This window comes from Agaribacillus sp. DX54 (assembly GCF_056858335.1).
In genome coordinates this window covers 87,202-107,061 of the sequence record NZ_JBXEQE010000012.1, presented here as the reverse complement: position 1 = coordinate 107,061, position 19,860 = coordinate 87,202, and the positions used below count along the sequence as shown (strand labels likewise).

Genomic DNA, 19,860 nt, shown 5'->3' with positions numbered 1-19,860 from the left:
CGGCTTATCAAAGAAATTTTTAAACATAAGATGATGTAAATATAGCCTATATTCATTTTCCCACGGCCAAACACTCAAATCGAATTGAATAATGATACCGATCAAATAACATTCGATTTATTTTTTATAATTTTATAGACTGTGAATAAGTTGACTAAACCCGTAAAAAAATGGCAATAAAAAGACCTTTTAACCTTCAAGCCTGGATTGATGGCAACAGGGATTTACTTAAGCCACCAGTTGGTAACAAGAATCTTTACGCAGATGCCGGCGATTACATCGTAATGATCGTCGGGGGTCCTAATGCCCGTAAAGATTACCATTACAACGAAACCGAGGAATTGTTCTATCAATTAGAAGGGAATATCATCGTTAAGATACAGGAAGACGGGAAGGCTGTTGAAATACCTCTGAAAGCAGGTGAAATGTTTTTGCTGCCGGCTAAGGTACCACACTCTCCGATCAGAAGCGAAGACTCCATAGGGTTAGTGGTAGAAAGAGTAAGGAAAGGAACAGACATGCAGGACGGCCTTATTTGGTTTTGCGATAACTGTAATCACAAATTACACGAAACCTATTTCCCGCTGACCAATATAGAAAAGGACTTTTTGCCCCGGTTCAGGGAGTTTTACGGTTCGGAATCCATGAGGACCTGTAGCAAGTGTGGTGCAGTGATGGAAACGGATGAGAGATTTGTTTAAGAAAGCCCATCAACTCTATGAAATTTGAATCTACCCTGGAATTTGCTGTAAATTTAGACGAAAAGGATCCTTTAAAGAATTACAGGGAGCAATTTTATATACCGACTTTCGGAGAACAAGAGGTAGCTTATTTTTGTGGAAATTCCCTGGGTTTACAGCCTAAATCTGCCAGAAACTTTTTGGAAGAAGAAATGCTGATGTGGGAAAAAATGGGTGTGGAAGGACATTTTAAATCTAAAAACCCGTGGTTTTCCTATCACAAACTATGTAAACCGATGTTGGCGGAATTGGTTGGCGCCCGTGAGTCTGAAGTCATTGCCATGAACAACCTGACTTCCAACCTTCATCTTTTACTGGTTTCATTTTACCGGCCATCTGGTTCCCGCTATAAAATTATGATGGAGGCCGGAGCTTTTCCCTCAGACCAATATTGTATTGAAAGCCAGGCCAGGTTTCATGGTTTTGAACCTGATGAAGCTATCATTGAATTAACACCGCAGCCGGGAGAACACATTTTGAAAACAGAAGACATACTGACTGCCATCAATGACCATCGGGATGATCTCGCCCTGGTAATGTTCAGTGGTGTGCAATACTATACGGGACAGTTTTTTGACATCGAAACAATTACAGCAAGTGCCCACAAAGCCGGAGTCATGGCAGGCTTTGACCTGGCCCATGCTGTAGGCAATGTTCCTTTGCAACTACATGATTGGGGGGTGGATTTTGCCGTATGGTGCAGCTATAAATACCTTAACTCGGGCCCCGGTGGTGTCGGGGGGGCATTTGTACATGAAAATCATGCATTTAAGCCTGACTTACCCCGTTTTGCCGGCTGGTGGGGGCATGATGAAGAAAACCGGTTTTTAATGCAAAAGGGTTTTCGCCCTGAAAAGGGGGTCGATGGATGGCAATTAAGTAATGCTACGGTATTGTCTCAGGCCGTACACAGGGCCTCTTTAATGATCTTTAGCCAGGCAGGCATGGTCAATTTGAGAAAAAAGAGTATGTTACTCACAGGCTATCTGGAATACCTGCTTAGGAATATAGCCGGAAGTGCCGGCGTGTTGCACATCATCACACCCACCTGCCCGGAGGCAAGGGGATGCCAGTTGTCATTATTGATAGATAAAGGCGGGCGAAAGTTATTTGAAAGGCTAACAGATGCCGGCGTGGTGGTGGATTGGCGGGAACCGAATGTCATCAGGGTAGCTCCGGTACCTTTGTACAATACCTTCAGGGACGTGTTCGGATTTGTGCAAATACTTACTGATTCATTAAATGAAAACAATTAAACATATGAATGGGGAGGCATCCGGAAAAAATATTATTATGGTAGGTGCCGGACTGGTAGGATCATTGCTAAGCATTTATCTGCAGAAAAGAGGTAACCAGGTCACGCTGGTAGAAAAAAGACCGGATATGAGGTTGGCCGGCAGTATTGGTGGCCGTTCTATTAACCTGGCCCTGAGCAATCGAGGATGGAGGGCTTTAAAAGAAACCGGGGTAGCGGCCCAGGTGGAAAAGCTGGCTATTCCTATGAAGGGCAGAATGATGCACGACCCGGAAGGGAAGCTCACTTTTCAACCCTATGGCAAAGAGGGCCAGGCCATCTTTTCGGTCTCCCGGGCGGGTTTAAATCAACTGTTGATGAATGAGGCCGAGCAATGTGGTGTAAATATTTACTTTAACCAGGATTGTGAAAGTATAAACTTTGAGGAAACCATTGTTTTCGCAAAAAACAATAAAAATAAGACAACCCAGGCCTTTAAAGGTGATGTCATCATAGGAACCGATGGCGCATTCTCGGTCGTAAGAGAAACTATCATGAAAAGTGGCCGGTTTAATTATTCCCAAAGCTACATCGATCATGGATATAAGGAGCTGTCGATTCCACCCACCAAAGCTACGGCTTTTGCCCTGGAACCAAATGCCCTGCACATATGGCCTCGCGGGCGGTTCATGTTAATAGCACTTCCCAATGCGGATCGCAGTTTTACCTGCACCTTGTTTTTACCTTTTGAAGGTGAAGACTCATTTTCAGCATTAAAATCTGAGAAAGCCATCATGGATTTTTTCCGGTCTACCTTCCCGGATGCCTTGCCGTTGATGCCTGCTTTGTTGGATGATTATTTTCGAAACCCCACCTCTTCTCTGGTCACTGTCAAGTGTTACCCCTGGGTAAAGGGTAATACACTGATATTAGGCGATGCGTCCCATGCCATTGTACCTTTTTATGGCCAGGGAATGAATTCGGGGTTTGAGGACTGTTATTTGTTGAATAAAATGATAGACACCCATCGAGGCAACTGGAAGGAGATTCCCGCCAGGTTTCAGGCCGTTCGAAAACCCGATACTGATGCAATTGCCGATCTGGCCATTCAAAATTTTCTGGAGATGCGTGACAAGGTAGCAGATGAAAATTTTTTGCTCAGAAAAAGAATTGAAGGCAGGCTGAATGAACTTTATCCCCAAAAATGGATACCGCTGTATTCTATGGTCACTTTTAGCGACATCGGATATGCCAGGGCCATGGCGGTAGGCAAAAGGCAGGAAGCCATTATGGATGAAGTGATGACCAAAGAAAACATAAGGGATACCTGGCAGCAACTTGATTTTGATGAAATTGTTCAAAAGCTAACCCCGGATTAATCTTTGCCATTATTTCATTATAATTGCCTTCCATATCGGTTATATGTCATGTTGAAACTCTACAAGCGAATGCCTGTTTACAACCGGATGATACTGTGCTCCTGCCTGTGTATGCTGGCCTGTAACCCATCTGACGAGCGCAGGACAGTTGTTGAGGAAGGTAGTTATGCAGCGTCCCGGAAAAATGAAATCGAGATTGAATTTGCTGAAAGATTTACGGTGTCATATGAAGAAGGGTATAAACTGGTCACTGTCAACAAACCGTGGAGGTACTCTAAATCCAGGTTTAGTTACGCCCTGGTGAACAGAGGTGCCCCTTTGCCAAAGCTGCCGGACTCTATCCAGGTGATCCGAATCCCGGTGCAAAGACTTGTTTGTACCTCCACCACGCATCTTTCTGCACTTGAATACCTGGGAGAAATCGAACGGCTGGTGGGTTTCCCGGACACCAGGTATATCTCTTCGGAAAATATTCGGATGCAAATCGATGAGGGAAACATCACTGAATTAGGCAGCGAGGCAGGATTAAATATTGAGGCATTGATGGCTCTTGAACCTGACCTTGTCATCGATTTTGCTATGGGTAACGAGTATGATAACTATAAAGTGATCAGAAAAATCGGTATTCCCGTAGTGATAAACGCCGATTATATGGAAAGTACCCCGCTTGGAAGGGCCGAATGGATAAAGTTTACCTCCTTGTTTTTGAACCGGGAAAAAAAAGCGGATTCAATTTTTAATATCATACAATCGAATTATGATTCATTGGCAAATCTTGCCATGCACGCCAGCCACCGACCTACTGTTTATAGTGGAATAGTTTACGGCGATTTATGGTATGTACCCGGAGGAAACAACTTTGGGGCTAAGTTTTTAGCCGATGCCCAGGGAAAATATTTGTGGGCCGATGATCCCTCTTCCGGCAATATTCCGCTGAGCTTTGAGGCTGTTTACGAGCGGGCGCACAAGGCTGACTACTGGATGGGGCTGGGGTCATTCGACTCACTGACCGAAATCAGGAAAACAGATAGTCGCTATGCGCAGTTCCATGCCTTCAAAGTGGGTAATGTATATAATTACAATGCTAAGATAGGTCCCGAAGGAGGCAATGCGTTTATGGAGCTGGGATATTTAAGACCGGATATTGTATTGGCAGACATCATAAAAATCCTGCATCCTGATTTGTTGCCTGACCACCATTTGTATTTTTATCAAAAACTGGAAGATTAATGATGTACCTTTGTCCGTAAGCCATGAACGCATTGCAGTCTAAAGGAAAAACTTCGATTTTCTGGTATCTGGTGGTGGTTTTTCCAGTTGCCATGACCCTATTGTTTATGTTTAACATTTATCTGGGCTCTGTGGATATACCGTTTCAGGAAATGTTGAGAATACTGGGCAGGAGGGAGTCGGTTCATGAAAGCTGGATTAACATCATATTTGAATTCAGGCTTCCTAAAGCAACTACCGCTGTCCTTGTCGGAGCAGGGTTGTCAATCAGTGGTTTATTGATGCAAACGTTGTTTAACAATCCCCTGGCCGGTCCGTTTGTGCTTGGTATCACCTCAGGGGCCAGTCTGGGTGTGGCATTGTTGGTAATGGCCAGTTATTTATTGGCAGGTATTTTACCGGTTTTAGGGGAGATTGGCCATTGGGCTTTGATCATTGCCGGCTGCCTGGGGGCCTCGCTGGTGCTGTTAATCATTTTGTTGGTTTCTATCAGGGTCAAAAGTAGTATGACCTTGTTGATAATAGGATTATTGTTTGGAAGTACAACAGGCGCTTTGGTTAGTATATTGCAGTTTTTCAGCGATAAGGAAGAGATCCAGGCCTATCTGATCTGGACTTTCGGAAGTTTGGGGGGGCTCACCTGGGATGAACTGGTTGTTTTTATTCCTGTGGTCGTGTCAGGGCTGGTTCTGGCCTTTTTGTTGAAAAAACCTCTGAACGCTCTCCTGATCGGCGAGAGCTATGCACAAAGCATGGGCGTGAATGTCAAAAAGGTTCGTCTGATGATCATTTTGACTACCAGCCTGCTTGCTGGCAGCATTACGGCTTTTTGTGGCCCCATCGCATTTATCGGTATAGCCGTGCCTCATATGGCCAGAATAATTTTGAATAGTGGAAATCATCGGTACTTAACACTGGCTACCATTATGCTTGGAATAATAGTTATGTTGCTTTGTGACACCATCGCTCAACTACCGGGAAGCCAATACATCCTGCCGATCAATGCTATTACCTCATTATTTGGTGCGCCGATGGTCCTATGGATTGTGCTGGGGAAAAAAGACGTAAGAAATTCTTTTGCCTGATGACACATGAGACCAGCCATATTGTCCTGGAAACCGTAAACCTGGTCGTTGGTTATCGCTCGGGAAGTACAAAAAAGACAATACTGGACCGGATAAACCTCAAGCTTGAAAGAGGAAACCTGGTGTGCCTGCTCGGAGAGAACGGTGTTGGAAAATCGACCTTGCTAAAAACCATATCGGGGGTGATATCGCCACTTTCAGGGGACATCTTCATAGATGGCACGCCGCTGTACCGTATCAGCCAGAAAGCGCTCGCTAAAAAGATCAGCCTGGTTTTAACAGGCACACAAAAACCGGGGATCCTGAAGGTGCGTGAACTGGTTGCCCTGGGCCGGTATCCATACACCGGATGGGGTGGAGGACTATCGGCTGACGATCACAAAAAGATCGACCGGGCACTGAGTCTTACCAACATTGATTACATGGCCGAAGAAAATGTAGCGACATTAAGTGATGGGCAGATGCAAAAAGTTATGATTGCAAGGGCGTTGGCCCAGGATAGTGATATGATGATTTTAGATGAGCCCACTGCTTTTCTGGACGTCAATAACCGGCTTGAGGTCATGCACCTCTTAAAAATGCTTGCCTGGGAAACCAAAAAAGCAATCCTGGTTTCCACCCATGATCTGGATACTGCTTTTCACACCGCCGATCAGCTATGGCTTACCACTTGCTGCCTGCCAATCACTACCGGCTGCCCCGAGGATCTGATCGTACAAGGAGAAATTGCCCACCTTTTTGACCACGAAGCCTTTACCTTCGACCATTGGTCCGGAAGGTTCAAAGCCAACTTCAAATCTGTTAAACGTATTTTCCTGGTAGGAGAGGATAAATACCACCTATGGACTAGAAATGGCCTGGAGAGAATCGGCTTTAAAGTCACGAATGAGGAAGCGCCGTTGAAACTAACCATTCTATCGGACCGGAACCCCCGCAGGTGGTCACTGAGTTTTAAAGAAGAATGCCATGATTTTAATGGTATAGGAGATTTAATCAGGTTCCTCAGGTCACATACACTGTCCGATTGATTATCGGGTTAATTTTTTACGACAAAAGTCGTATTTTATTTGGAATTACGACAATTGTCGTTTATATTTATCCTGTCAATAAAAAACCAATAATCATGGTTAACAGAAAAGATGGCCCCTCAGAGCGGGAATTAGAAATTTTGCAGGTATTGTGGGATCTTGAACCCGCCACGGTCAGGGATATTCATGAGCAGATAGCCAGGGAAAAGAACATTGGCTACACCACCACCCTGAAGCAGATACAACGGATGTTTGACAAAGGGCTGGTATCGAGGAAAAAGCACGGAAAGTCGCATGTATATTCCAGCAAAGTCGGCCGGCATGAAACGCAAAATAATCTTTTTGATAAATTATTGAATACAGCTTTTAAGGGGTCAGCCATAAAATTAGTGATGCATGCTCTTGGCAAAGGCAAACCCACCCCGGAGGAAATAAAGCAATTAAGGGAACTATTAAATAAAATGGAAGGAGGAAAAAAATGAAATATGATATGCAATTGTTTTCGTTAAATCTTATCGAGTCTGTCGGGCTTACAATTATCGATACGGTCTGGCAGGGTTTGTTACTGGGATTAGGGTTGTTTCTTATATTAACTTTCACCAGCGCCAAAGCTGCTGCAATCCGATACCGGGTGTCTGTCCTTACGCTGGCGCTGATGTTTATCTGGGCTTGTTATAGTTTTGTCAATCACTATCAGGCGTCTGTTGATTCAACCCTATTGTTGAGCAATACGCAGTACATGCCAGATGCTAATAATAACATCATTGGAATAATGCCGGAAAACCAGGTTGTAAAGGATGGGCTTGTATCTTTGCTGCACGATTTTCTACAACCCCACACGTCTGTTATTACAGGTATATGGCTGTTTGGCGTATTCTTTTTTTGTATCAGGTTATCCGGTGGCCTGGTTTATATTCATCGCCTGAAAACTAATAGCGCAGAGGTAACGGATCCTTTCTGGCTACACCAAATAAACAGGCTAAGCAAACGTATTGGTATCAACCCGGTAACCAAACTTTTGGAATCTGCCATGGTGAGTTCGCCTGTAACTGTGGGTTATCTACGTCCTGTGATTATTTTGCCGGTCGGCATGTTGACAGGTATACCCACCGCTCAACTGGAGTCTATCCTGGTGCATGAACTTATTCATATCAAAAAAGCCGACTATCTGGTTAACCTATTTCAGTCAGTAGTAGAAATTATCTTTTTTTATCATCCTGCCACCTGGTTTATCTCAGACATGATCCAAAAGGAACGTGAAAACAGGTGTGATCAAATCACTGTTAGATTAATTGATGATCCTATGTCTTACGCCAGGGCTTTAACAGTTATCGGACAAAACAGCATGAGCCTTGCTCCGAAGCTGACCATGCCGGCGCATTCCGGAAAGGGTGATCTCACCAGGAGAATATTCAACGTATTGAACCTGGAAAACCCAAGGCCCAGCAAAAACAGGGTAATAGCAGCTTTATTAGTATTATTGCTGGGTGCTGGTTTCTTTTCCTTTTACATACCTGAACAAGTACCCCCCAAAAAGTCAATGAGTATCGGAATAGTTGATTACAAGCCAATCCCGGAAGAAGTAACACTGCCGGTATCTCATAAAGATACGGAGACAGAAAAGGAAAGCAGCGAAGCGCTGTTAAAGGAATTGCCGGTGGACATAAGGCATAAAAATGAGATCGAAACAGATCCTGAAGTATTGCCAAAAAAAGCTATTCACCCATGGGCCATTAAAAACGACACCGTGCCTGCCCCAAAACAGAACCAGATTGATTTAAGACTCAAAAATCTGAGTAATATGCCCCAAATATACCCAACACCTGTTTTTTATGTAGATGGTCAAAAAACAGATCCGCAGGATGTAAACATTTTGAATACCGCTATGATAAAGTCAATAGAGGTTTTTAAGGGGCAGGATGCTGTTGAAAGATTTGGGAAAGAAGGCGAAAATGGGGTAGTGCTTATAACTACTAATCCTCTTTTAAAAGCAATAAAAAAGGATAGAAATCTCCTAAAAGAGGGGAAAAAACAGAAAAGTATTGAAATATTCAGCGATCGGGTGCGGGTAGATAGCAGCAGTATCAGGCTGGATGGAAAAGTCAGCGTACAAGCCCATGATACCCTATCGACCTCAACAGAGGCAAAATTCGTCATAACCAACAATGATTACCTTAAACCCCCCCTGCTCATAATCGATGGAAAAGTGTCCGGGTCTTCCCTTAAATCCCTGGATTCGGAATTGTCACCGGAAGAAATCGCCAGCGTACATGTCCTCCGCGACCAAAGCGCTGTTGCTCTGTATGGAAAAAGAGGGGCGAACGGTGTTGTGCTTGTAACCACCAAAAAGAAAAGCGCTGCCAACCAGCCCGATAGCACCACCACCGGATCCGGTATCACCATGACCACGCCTGATATCGCCACAACCAAAGCTGATGTCGTTAATCTGAAGACACCTGAAATATATCCCAACCCCTCTTCAGGCGTTTTTAACATCCGTTTTAAATTGGACCGCCGGTCAAAAGTAGGAATCCAGGTGTATGATTTAAATGGCAAACTGATCGACAAGGTATTCCGGAAATCATTGAATGAAGGAACCCACAACATCACCTGGGAGGCCCCTGACGTCCCTGTCGGCAATTATATCCTTCATTTTACCGTTGGCAAACAAACTATCAAACAACAAATCATTGTGCAAAAATAATCTCCACCGGTTACCGGTGTTTTGCCTTATGAAAGTTATTGATTCCGATACGTCCGCGTACAGATATTGTGCTCTTACCATGAACGATATCAATTTTAAATGCAACGTTTCGCCACCAATATTTTCCCCCCACGGCTCAAGCCCCACCCACAGATTACGATTGACAATCATCATCCGATTTACCCCTACGGCATCGAGCCTCACACCCACACTCCAACTCACACTCTACTTAGGTGAAAGCCACGTTTGAGGGTCGAGTTTTTGGTTATTTTTCCAGACTTGGAATTCCAGTTCGGAGACGCCGTTATTGTCGGTGTAAACTTCGCCGATAACATCCCCCTCCCGGATTTCCTGCCCGGTTTTTACCAGCACATTTTTCATCTTGGAATAGACGGTAAAGTATTCACCGTGTTTTACGATAACAGCGGTACCATTACCGGGAACCAATGCAACCCGGAGCACCTTGCCGGAGTATACAGACCTCACCTTCTGGTCTTTATTGGTCTGAATATCCACGCCATTGTTATTGACTACAATGCCTTTCAGGGTTTGATGGGCCTGGCGGCCGAAGCGGTTGGTGATAAACCCGGGAACGGGCCACAACATTTTTGATTTTTTACCCTCGAAAGACGATGAAGCTGCTACTTCGACCTTTGCCGAGGAGGCCCGGGCAATCTCTTTTTTCACAATATCTGCTATCAGTTTATCCAACCGTTTTGCCGCTTTTCTTCTATCAGCCAGCTCTTTTTTTATCTGCTTTTCCTTGGTGCCTAAAGACCTGATGATTCTATTTTGCTTTTTTTGCAGGTTGAGCAGGTTTTGGTTTTCTTTCAGTTGCAGGCCTAAAATATCTTCTTTCTCTTTGCGTTTTTCTTCCATCTGTACCCTTTGACGGCCCAGTGATTCTTTTACAATTTTTATTTGTTCCACCTGGTTGATGCGGGTTTCTCCATACTGTTCCAGGTACTTCATGCGCCTAAAAAACTCGTTAAATGTTTGTACGGAAAACAAAAAAACTAGCTTGTTATAGCTGTTAGAGGTTTTGGAAGCACTGTGCAACATAGCAGCGTATTCATTTTTCAAGGTTTCAAGGTCACTGGCCATCGCGTTTTCGATGCTTTGTAATTCATTTAGTTCCGAGTTAAGCAAACCCACTTCCTTTTTTATCGAACCGATGAGGCTTTTTCTGGATTTTATCAACGCAGATAAGGCATTTAGCTGGCCCAGACTGGCCTTCTTTTTTGTCTCCGTCTGTGCCAGAATTTTTTCTGCCTGGGCTATTTTTTTCAGGGTTTCCTTTTTCTCCTTCTCGAGTTTTTGCCGGTTGTCGTTTTGTCCCAAGACGGCCGGCGAATGTGTGAGTGTTAACAGTAATATGAAAGCAATAAGTAATCTACCTACGCGCATACTTCTGAGGAATATTAAATGGAAATTTCAATGGTTTTTCGGGTATTTCAGCTTTGCTGAAGACCAGGTTAATTTCCGTAAATAAAGTTCTGTTTCTATCATTATATTTTAGCGTTGCAGCGCTGGTAAACGGAAATGGTACTTCATTGACCATGTTAAAATCTTTGTAAAGCAAATTCAGGGTATTTCTCGTAGCCGCCTGCTCGATGGAAACTTTTTCCAGCCTTTGTGTAGACCGGCTTACATAATTTTCAATGGAATGAATATCTGATTTTTGCTTTATCAGGAAAAAATCACTTTGCCTGCTGACCTTGTCCCTTTTATCAAATGCAAACGGCAGATTCCCGATAAACATCGATTCTATTAATTGGTAGCTGATATCGAACTTGTATTTTTCTGCCAGCTCATCATAATTATAACTATAGAATTCCTTATTAATCCTGTCAATCATTGTTAAGGAGTCCTTGGTGATCAATACCCTGCCTCCTTCAATGCCCCCCACTCCGGAAAACTGTATCCAAATCAAGCTGTCTTTCCGTATTCTGATATTTGCTTTTACACTTTGACGTTCATTGTTTTCCAGATAGTTGACTTTAGCCTTACCCCGTAAATAATCAAAGTCAAATTCTTTAATCTCCAGTTTATTTTTTTTTGCGGAAGAAACGGTGCCGGTTAGTTCCCTTTTGCAGGAATAAAATAAGGTAGTCAGGCAAATCAGGAGGAAGTAGTGCTTTTTATTCATATAACTTTCGGTCAGCGATTTTTTTATCTATAAACTCAGAGTTACCATCTAATTTCTTCGCTTTTTCCCATTGCTCAATAGCCATATCTTTTTCGCCAAGGCGGAACAGCACATCGCCATAATGTTCAATAATGGTACCGTTGGGTTCACCTGATTTTAACGCCCTCTCCAGATACTTTCGTGCATCCTTGTATTCTTTCAACATGTACAATACCCAGGCATGGGTGTCCAGGAAAGTAGCATTGTCCGGATTTTCTTTTACCAGTCGAAGTGACATTTTTTTGGCTAGATCCAGTTTTTCTTTTCTCAGGGCCAGATAATAACTATAATTATTTAATATAATGTAATTGTTCGGATCATGTTCCAACGCGGCTTCAAAAGCGGCATCTGATTTTTCATATTCTTTTAAAGCACTGTAAGCTTCACCGAGCTGGCCGTTAAAAGCACCGGTGAGGTTATTATCTTTTTTTGCGAGTCTTTTGCCATATTCAAGTATTTCCGCTGCCTGTTCATAATCTTTCTTCACCACTTTGGAAGTGCCGTTATAAAAATAAATGATGGCCTGATTAGGAAAGACTTCCAGAGCAGCCTCGCTATGGGCCAAAAGCCCGTCGATGTTGTTCAACTCCCATTCTATTTGTAAAATGTTGAGCCATACGTTAAAGTTGGAATTATCCAGTTCCAGTGCCTTCAGGTATTTTTTAATGGCCTCTTTCTTCTTTCCGGTTTTTAAGAGAAAATCACCATAGATGATATAGGTGTTGGCCTCATCGGGATGCGACTTTTCAAGCTTTTCGGCCAGTTCAGCAGTAAATTCTTCCACATCTTTATCGGGCAACTGACTGATAAAACCGGCCAACAGCTGAATTTTGGTTTCTATGTTAAGCTCCGCGTTTTCAAAAACAATCTTCAGGTTATTTCTGGATTTTTCACTTTCACCATTCTTACGGTATATGTCGGATAACAACAACCGGCTGTTTGAATAGGAAGGATTTTCTTCATCCATTCCCTCGAGGTACTTTATGGCTTCATCGTACTTATTGTTGGAGATCAATATCTGCGCTAAATTAATCACGTACGACCCTTCCCCCGGATAACTTTCCACCAATTCTTTTCCCTCCTGAACGGCCTTTTCAAGGTTGTTTTGTTTTAAATATACTTTCTGCTTGGCATAGGTAATTTCGGGCAGCTTTCCAAAAGACTTCTCGGCCCTGTTATAGGTAGCGATAGCCTTGTCGAGTTGATTGCCATACAGATAAATAGAAGCCAGGTCAAAAAGATATTCCCTTGAAGAGTCGATGGTATTGATCATTTCCTCATATATCTCGGCCGCCTCGGTGTACCGTGATTGCTTATTGTATACCTGGCCTACCAGCAAAAAATAGTATTTGTTTTCCTTACTCAATTGCAACGCCCTGACAGCATATTCCTCGGCTTTCTCGTATTCTTCATTTTTAAGGTAGATTTCGCCGATTTTATAGTGAATAGTAGGGTTATCGGGGTTGGTCTCCAAAGCATGCATGAAATAACCTAATGCCTTGGTATAATCTTCCAGTATGAAATACTTTTGCCCCTCAATAAAGTTTTTCTCGGAAGCAATCTTTTTTCTTTCATCGTTTAACTCACCTTTCTTGGGTTTTTGTGCCAGAGTAACTATGGTGGTTAAACCAAACATAGCTGTTAATATGAAAACGCTTAATCTTTTTTGAGTAGTCATTATTTCAATCTAACGGAAATACTAATTTCTTTTATTATCCCAACAAAAATCATACAATATGTATATCATAACAAGCAAATAGTTGGCCAGGCTTAACCCAGGTGATATTAGAGGCGAAATATCCGCTTTAAAAAGTTATCATATATTAAATAACGGTTTTTGCAACAATTTGTGAAGTAAAAATACAATGTTTTGGCCGAAAAGGGAAAAAAATGTCTGCCTTCGCTTTAAATTTCGCGTTTCATCAGGTTTTTTCTTTCCACCAAAAAAACAACACCGACCAGCACAAATGTGATAACCAGCTTTATGGGGTATTCCAGGCTTTTGTTCTCAAGGCTTAAAAAACCAAGAACATACACGGCCAGTATACCAGCCAGCAGGTAAAGAAATGCCACTTTAAGATTATATGGGATAGGAAAGTGTTTTTGGCCGTAGCCATAACAAACAACCGCCATGGTAAAATAAGCCAGTATGCTGGCATAGGCAGGCGCCATGTAACCCACTTTGGGTATCAAAAAGAAATTGGCAGTGATGGTGATAAAAGCCCCTGTCAGGGCAAAGTAGGCCCCGAAAATGGTTTTATCGATAATCTTAAACCAAATGGCGAAGTTAGTATAAACTCCCATAAACAATTTTCCTATCAGCAGCCAGGGTACCACCATCAGGGCTTCCCTGAACTCCGGGCTTCTCAACAATTCCGTGGCAATAAATTCCTTATTAACGCTAACGCCCACAAAAACTATGACAGCGGCAATGACAAAATAGTGGAACACACGTGCAAACAGGTCAGGGGCGTTTTTATCTTTGGCACTTGAGAAGAAAAAGGGTTCGGCGGCAAACCTGAAAGCCTGATTCCCTAAGATCATCAGCACGCTTAGCTTCACACTGGCCCCATAGATACCTTGTACATCCTGATTGGTTTTTCCAGGATAAAAACCTTCAGGCAGCAAGTCGCCCAGTAAAATGATATCGAGCCTCTCATTGGTAATACCGGCAATTCCGGTAATGGTGATAGGCAAAGCATACCAAAACATTGGTTTGAAAGTTTGCCAGTTGATTCTGAAACGGATTTGCAGGATCGGTTTAAGAAGAAAAATGATATAAAACGCATTGGCAATTAAATTGGCGATGATAATATATTCCACGCCGTAATCCGGGATGAAAAACAGATCGACCAAAGGTTTTAAAACCGGCAAAAAAGATCCTTCATGAATTTTGGGACAAATACCAAGTAGAAAAATCTGAAGGACTATGACCAGAATCACATTAACCAGCCTGTACACCGCAAACCTGACCGGTTTATTTTGGTATCTTAGTTGAGCAAAAGGCAGGGCGACCAGGGCATCTATCCACAAGATTACGGCCAACCATATGATGTAGTGGGCTTTTCCTTCATAACCCAGTAAAGAGGCAATGGTTGGTGAAAATATGACGAGGTTAACTGAGACAAACGTACTCAGGTAAAAAATGAAGGAACCGGCATTCCGGTAAGCTTCCCGGGGATTCGCTTTATTGGCAAACCTGAAAAAGGTGGTTTCCATCCCGAAGGAATAAACCATGATAATGTAGGCTACATAAGTGTACAGGTCACTGTAAACTCCATATTGTGCAGTATTCAGCACATCGGTGTGCAGTGTAACGAGTAAATAATTCAGAAATCTGCCCAGAATACTGGGTACTCCGTAGATGGCGGTTTGACCGGCTAATTTTTTGAGGGGGTTCATGAGTGGCTCGAATGTGTTTTAAGCCTATTCACCCTTAAAAGCCGGTGCTCTTTTCTCTAAAAATGCTGAGGTCCCCTCTTTGAAATCTTCTGATTTACAACAATTTGAAAAGCTGTTGGCCTCAGTTTGATACCCCTTTTCTTCAGGATGGAAAACGGCATTAACACAGTTTATGACCATGCTCACTGCCAACGGGGCTTTGCTGATAATCTTTTTTAGCAGTTCACGGCACTTGGGAAGTAAGTCAGCCTCGTCCTTTACTACATGGTTTACCAACCCCAGTTGTTCCGCCCGTTTGGCAGAAATCATTTCACCGGTCATCATCATTTCCAGGGCCTTGCCTTTTCCTATCAATTGGGTTAGTCTTTGTGTGCCACCATAGCCTGGAATAATACCCAGGTTAACCTCAGGCTGACCAAATTTTGCATGTTCAGTGGCCACACGCAAATGGCAAGCCATGGCTAATTCACACCCACCGCCCAGCGCGAAACCGTTAATGGCGGCAATAACAGGTTTAGGGCAGTTTTCAATAGAAAAAAAAGCTTCCTGTCCCTGCTCGGCAAATTTTCTTCCATAGACCTCATTTAACTCAGCAATCTCTTTGATATCGGCACCCGCTACAAAAGCCTTATGCCCTGCCCCGGTGAAAATGACGCCCTGTACCTTTTTGTCGTCGTAAGCATCCTCAATCGCCGTCTTTATTTCGCTGACAGTGGCCGCGTTTAGCGCGTTCAGCTTATCGGGCCTGTTAATGGTAAGTGTCAGGATGCCTTCGCGGATTTCTGAGATTAAATTTTGGTAATCTGCCATATTGAAAATATGTTTTTTTCAAAGATAACACCTGCCTTATGAAACACCAATTTAATTAAGAAAATTGACCTGAGCGTTTTTTTAGATTGTCCAGAATATCCCTGGTCATTTTTTCAAGATTAAATTCCGGTTGCCAGCCCCAATCTTCCCTTGCCGCGGAGTCATCGATGCTGTTGGGCCATGAATCGGCGATGGATTGTCGAAAATCGGGTTTATACCTGATATTAAAATCCGGCAGATGACAGCGGATCGATTTGGCAATATCGTCCGGACTAAAGCTCATGGAAGCCAGATTATAGCTGGACCGGACCGAAATGTTGGTTTTCTCAGCGTCCATTAAATCTATGGTAGCTTTGATAGCATCGGGCATATACATCATCGGCAGCAAGGTATCTTTTTCCAGAAAACAGTCAAAAACCTGCCCTGCCAGGGCTTTGAAATAAATATCCACGGCATAGTCGGTGGTACCACCTCCCGGCATGGCCTTGTAACCGATCAGACCCGGATACCGGATACTTCTCACATCGACACCGTATTTTAGAAAATAATACTCACACCATCTTTCACCGGCCAGTTTGCTGATGCCATAGACCGTGTTTGGGTTCATAATCGTGTTTTGAGGAGTGAGATCGCGGGGCGTGTCAGGGCCGAATGTAGCGATGGAACTCGGCCAATAGATTTTGTTTATTTTTTTTTCCCGGGCAATGTCCAGACTGTTGATCAAACCGTCCATATTCAACTTCCAGGCAAATTTGGGATTTTTTTCCCCGATTGCCGACAAGATGGCAGCTAAATTGTAAATTTCATCAATTCGATGTTTATCCACAATCTCACCAAAACTCTTTTTGTTTAAAACATCCAGGTGTTCAAAAAAATCATCGGCCAGATCCATCTTTGGTGCGTTAATATCAGAGGCAATGACATTTTCGTGGCCGTAGCGCTGGCGCAATGTGGCTGTCAACTCATAACCGAGCTGACCACAGGCGCCAATAATCAAAATTTTCTTCATCTATTTGGATTTATGTGCGCGAAAATAAGAATTATCATCAATAATATTGCAAATGACCCAGGTAGTTTTGATTATTGTGGAATTAATAAATAATGTAAAGTCAAAAAGATCATGTACGATACACTAAAGCCATTTTTGGAAAAAGAGTTGGCGGAAATAAAAGCAGCCGGTCTGTTTAAAAATGAAAGAATTATTACAACTCCGCAGGGAGCTGATATAAAAACTTCGCATGGGGAAGAAGTGATAAATTTTTGTGCCAACAACTACCTGGGACTTTCTTCCCATCCCAAAGTTCTGGAAGCGGCCAAGAAAACCATCGATACCCATGGTTTTGGTATGTCGTCGGTCCGGTTTATCTGCGGCACCCAGGATATCCATAAGCGGTTGGAAGAGAAAATATCAGCTTTTTTGGGAACAGAGGACACTATATTATATGCTGCGGCTTTCGATGCCAATGGAGGTGTTTTTGAGCCGTTGTTTGGCCCGGATGATGCAATCATATCTGACACCCTGAATCATGCTTCAATTATTGATGGGGTGCGGTTGTGTAAAGCACAGCGCTTCAGATTCAAACATAATGACATGGATGATCTGGAAACACAACTTAAAAACGCAGCCGCAGCCGGTTGCCAGCAAAAAATCATTGTTACAGATGGTGTATTTTCTATGGATGGTACCATTGCCAGGCTGGATGAGATTTGCGACCTTGCTGACCGGTATCAGGCATTGGTTATGTCCGACGAATGCCATGCAACAGGTTTTATGGGAAAAACGGGCAGGGGTGTGCATGAGTACAGAGGTGTGATGGACAGGATAGATATAATTACCAGTACGCTGGGAAAAGCACTGGGAGGAGCATCCGGTGGTTTTACCTCCGGGAAAAAAGAAATCATTGAAATGCTGAGGCAACGCTCCAGACCTTATCTTTTTTCAAATACCCTGGCCCCTTCCATTGTAGGTGCTTCTCTGGCGGTTTTTGACATGCTTACTGAAACGACCGAACTCCGGGATAAACTGGAAGATAACACCAGGTACTTCAGGAGTAAAATGACAGCGGCCGGGTTTGATATTAAACCCGGGGAGCACCCTATTGTTCCTATCATGCTGTATGATGCGGTTTTGTCACAGCAATTTGCCGAAAAGCTGCTTGAAAAAGGGATTTATGTAATAGGCTTCTATTTTCCGGTAGTTCCCAAAGGACAGGCCAGAATCAGGGTGCAGATATCAGCCATTCATGAAAAGCATCATTTAGATGCAGCGATTCAGGCTTTTACGGAAGTCGGAGAGCAGTTGGAGGTGCTGAGTTAAGTAGGAAGGGTGGCGTTTTACTTTAATGCGACCAGCTCGAGACCTATCAGATCAATAAGCTTTTCTTTTTGAAGCTGTGTCAGGTTGGGGTCACCCAAAAAACTCCTTGCTGCCAACTGCCGGAATGCCCGGATTCTTTTTGAATCATACAGTGCGAATGACTTTTGTATGGAAGCGGCTGCTTTGAAGACCTTTTTTTGGTTATAGTAATATACGGCATTATTATAATGAAGCAATCCGGCTAACTCTGTCAGGCTGATATTTTTATGATTAATGGTCACAGCATATTGATACAATTGCTCATGAGAGCCAACACTGAGGTTATTGTTGCTGTTATCTTTGTCAACGTAGTATCTGATCCTGTCTGCTATTTCTTTCGGATTGTCGTTTAAACCGCCGGTAGGATCTGTTGACTCTATAAGGAATTGTCGATCTCCCGATTTGGCAATTATCAATACATGAAAATCAAACTCTTTGATTTCGTAATCCATGCCGAGATAGTCCAATAATAAGGCGTAAAAAGCCGTCCCAGAGACACAATCGTAGGCTCCTCGTTCCAGTATATCCTCGACGGAGGTGTGGGGTTGGTAGTGTTTGAGATACTTTCTGTGGGTTTTATAGAATAAATAATTGAAAAATTTATTGTCGCTTTTAATCCGTGTTCTCTTCTGGCATAGTTTACCCAAATAGGTCCTGAGATCCGGTAGTACGCTATTTTTACTTTTATTTGTCTCATTTACCGTACCCAAAAATAGCGGGAGGTGCTTGTTGATGCCATCTGTGTTTCCTTGCACCCCGGCCTTGTTCATATCGGTTTGTCCTATCGATTCGGCATAAATCGACAACAGTAAAAAGGGTAATATGGTAAATAGTGTTTTCAAAGATTATATCTAATGTTAAGCGAATGTTAACTAATATAAAACTAAAGATAACGTAAAATTAACAATTATTTAACAATAGAAAGTTGGAAATTTAACGATTTTTACCTGTGTAAGGTTTCTTGATTTTTAGTAATTCTTCAGGTGAAAACCATAAGTACATCACTTTTTTCTGGCAAATTTAGGCTGATCTCTATTGTTAGTGTTAACAGAAAAGTATTAAAAAATAATAGAATAATACCAAAAAAATGAAGGATTTTATCGATTTTGTTGAACTTCCGGTACATCTCGCCCCAAGAATTTTGTCGAAAATGTTGCGCAGCAGCCACAAGACGCTTCCACCATCCCATACCCTTAATGATAAGAGGATGCGATGATTTCATAACCCCCGGCCCAAGGGTGTATCCCCCAAAATAGTTGTCAATTTTCCATTGTCAATTGTCAATTAACTCTAGTTGTTAAAACAAATTATACTTATTTGTTGGCCTTAGTCTTAGAATTACGAGTCCCGGATTGCAGGTTAGCGTCAAACCCGCAACCCCAACCTCGCAACCCGTAATCCGCAACCCCCAAAACAATTTCATCATGTTTCTTTCAAAAATTTGGAAACAAACTAATTTGTGTTTACGTTTGTATCCTCAAGTCAATTAAATTTTAATTGATTTATAAAGAAGCGTTAAGAGACAGGCTCGATGAAACGCTAGCAACCTGAACACTTGTTCAAGGTGCTAATTCCTGATCCCAGTTGGGAAAATATAAATTGATTAGCAATATGAAAAATCAACTCAGGTACTTCCGATTAACAGGATTTAAGGTTAAATCACAGATTAATGCTGCTTTCAGGACATTGAATCCATCATATATT

The 19,860-nt window shown here is 42.7% G+C and carries 16 protein-coding genes and 1 riboswitch; of the genes, 9 read left to right on the top strand and 7 right to left on the bottom strand.

What is annotated here, in order from left to right; genetic code table 11:
* The first annotated feature begins 170 nt into the window (after positions 1–170).
* From AC04NP_RS14595 to AC04NP_RS14560, 8 genes are all read left to right on the top strand, one after another.
* Positions 171–701, top strand: a complete 531-nt coding sequence (locus tag AC04NP_RS14595; protein ID WP_482860507.1) for a 3-hydroxyanthranilate 3,4-dioxygenase — start codon at positions 171–173, stop codon at positions 699–701.
* A gap of 17 nt (positions 702–718) precedes the next feature.
* Positions 719–1,996 carry a kynureninase gene (gene kynU / locus AC04NP_RS14590; protein WP_482860506.1) on the top strand — a complete coding sequence of 426 codons (1,278 nt, stop codon included), beginning with the start codon at positions 719–721 and terminating at the stop codon, positions 1,994–1,996.
* Positions 1,983–3,353, top strand: a complete 1,371-nt coding sequence (locus tag AC04NP_RS14585) for an FAD-dependent oxidoreductase (protein ID WP_482860505.1) — start codon at positions 1,983–1,985, stop codon at positions 3,351–3,353. Before kynU ends, AC04NP_RS14585 begins: the two co-directional genes overlap by 14 nt.
* Positions 3,354–3,401: 48 nt before the next feature.
* Positions 3,402–4,583 carry an ABC transporter substrate-binding protein gene (locus AC04NP_RS14580; RefSeq protein WP_482860504.1) on the top strand — a complete coding sequence of 394 codons (1,182 nt, stop codon included), beginning with the start codon at positions 3,402–3,404 and terminating at the stop codon, positions 4,581–4,583.
* Between the two features lie 23 nt (positions 4,584–4,606).
* On the top strand, positions 4,607–5,668 hold the full coding sequence (locus AC04NP_RS14575; protein WP_482860503.1) for an iron chelate uptake ABC transporter family permease subunit: 1,062 nt from the start codon (positions 4,607–4,609) through the stop codon (positions 5,666–5,668).
* Positions 5,668–6,696 carry an ABC transporter ATP-binding protein gene (locus tag AC04NP_RS14570; protein ID WP_482860502.1) on the top strand — a complete coding sequence of 343 codons (1,029 nt, stop codon included), beginning with the start codon at positions 5,668–5,670 and terminating at the stop codon, positions 6,694–6,696. The genes AC04NP_RS14575 and AC04NP_RS14570 overlap by 1 nt, the downstream gene beginning before the upstream one ends.
* Before the next feature lie 95 nt (positions 6,697–6,791).
* Positions 6,792–7,178 (top strand): BlaI/MecI/CopY family transcriptional regulator, encoded by a 387-nt coding sequence (locus AC04NP_RS14565; RefSeq protein ID WP_482860501.1) that lies wholly within the window; start codon positions 6,792–6,794, stop codon positions 7,176–7,178.
* Positions 7,175–9,400, top strand: coding sequence for a M56 family metallopeptidase (locus AC04NP_RS14560; RefSeq protein WP_482860500.1), 2,226 nt, complete (start codon positions 7,175–7,177; stop codon positions 9,398–9,400). Before AC04NP_RS14565 ends, AC04NP_RS14560 begins: the two co-directional genes overlap by 4 nt.
* 225 nt (positions 9,401–9,625) lie before the next feature.
* Here the strand turns inward: AC04NP_RS14560 and AC04NP_RS14555 are convergent, their stop codons facing one another.
* From AC04NP_RS14555 to AC04NP_RS14530, 6 genes are all read right to left on the bottom strand, one after another.
* The gene (locus AC04NP_RS14555; protein ID WP_482860499.1) at positions 9,626–10,807 is read right to left on the bottom strand and encodes a murein hydrolase activator EnvC family protein; all 1,182 of its coding nucleotides are present in this window, start codon (positions 10,805–10,807) and stop codon (positions 9,626–9,628) included.
* Entirely contained in the window at positions 10,794–11,549 is a 756-nt protein-coding gene (gene lolB1 / locus AC04NP_RS14550; RefSeq protein WP_482860498.1) for a lipoprotein insertase outer membrane protein LolB1, read from the bottom strand. The genes AC04NP_RS14555 and lolB1 overlap by 14 nt, the downstream gene beginning before the upstream one ends.
* On the bottom strand, positions 11,542–13,266 hold the full coding sequence (locus AC04NP_RS14545; RefSeq protein WP_482860497.1) for a tetratricopeptide repeat protein: 1,725 nt from the start codon (positions 13,264–13,266) through the stop codon (positions 11,542–11,544). The genes lolB1 and AC04NP_RS14545 overlap by 8 nt, the downstream gene beginning before the upstream one ends.
* A gap of 227 nt (positions 13,267–13,493) precedes the next feature.
* Positions 13,494–14,990, bottom strand: a complete 1,497-nt coding sequence (locus AC04NP_RS14540; protein WP_482860496.1) for a lipopolysaccharide biosynthesis protein — start codon at positions 14,988–14,990, stop codon at positions 13,494–13,496.
* A 24-nt stretch (positions 14,991–15,014) separates the two neighbouring features.
* Positions 15,015–15,800 carry an enoyl-CoA hydratase/isomerase family protein gene (locus AC04NP_RS14535; RefSeq protein ID WP_482860495.1) on the bottom strand — a complete coding sequence of 262 codons (786 nt, stop codon included), beginning with the start codon at positions 15,798–15,800 and terminating at the stop codon, positions 15,015–15,017.
* A gap of 55 nt (positions 15,801–15,855) precedes the next feature.
* Positions 15,856–16,809, bottom strand: a complete 954-nt coding sequence (locus AC04NP_RS14530) for an NAD-dependent epimerase/dehydratase family protein (RefSeq protein WP_482860494.1) — start codon at positions 16,807–16,809, stop codon at positions 15,856–15,858.
* A gap of 111 nt (positions 16,810–16,920) precedes the next feature.
* Here AC04NP_RS14530 and kbl point away from each other — a divergent pair, with 111 nt between their 5' ends.
* Entirely contained in the window at positions 16,921–18,117 is a 1,197-nt protein-coding gene (gene kbl, locus AC04NP_RS14525; RefSeq protein ID WP_482860493.1) for a glycine C-acetyltransferase, read from the top strand.
* A gap of 17 nt (positions 18,118–18,134) precedes the next feature.
* Here the strand turns inward: kbl and AC04NP_RS14520 are convergent, their stop codons facing one another.
* Positions 18,135–18,998, bottom strand: coding sequence for a hypothetical protein (locus tag AC04NP_RS14520; RefSeq protein ID WP_482860492.1), 864 nt, complete (start codon positions 18,996–18,998; stop codon positions 18,135–18,137).
* A gap of 657 nt (positions 18,999–19,655) precedes the next feature.
* A riboswitch (SAM riboswitch) is annotated at positions 19,656–19,757 on the top strand.
* Positions 19,758–19,860 lie beyond the last annotated feature (103 nt).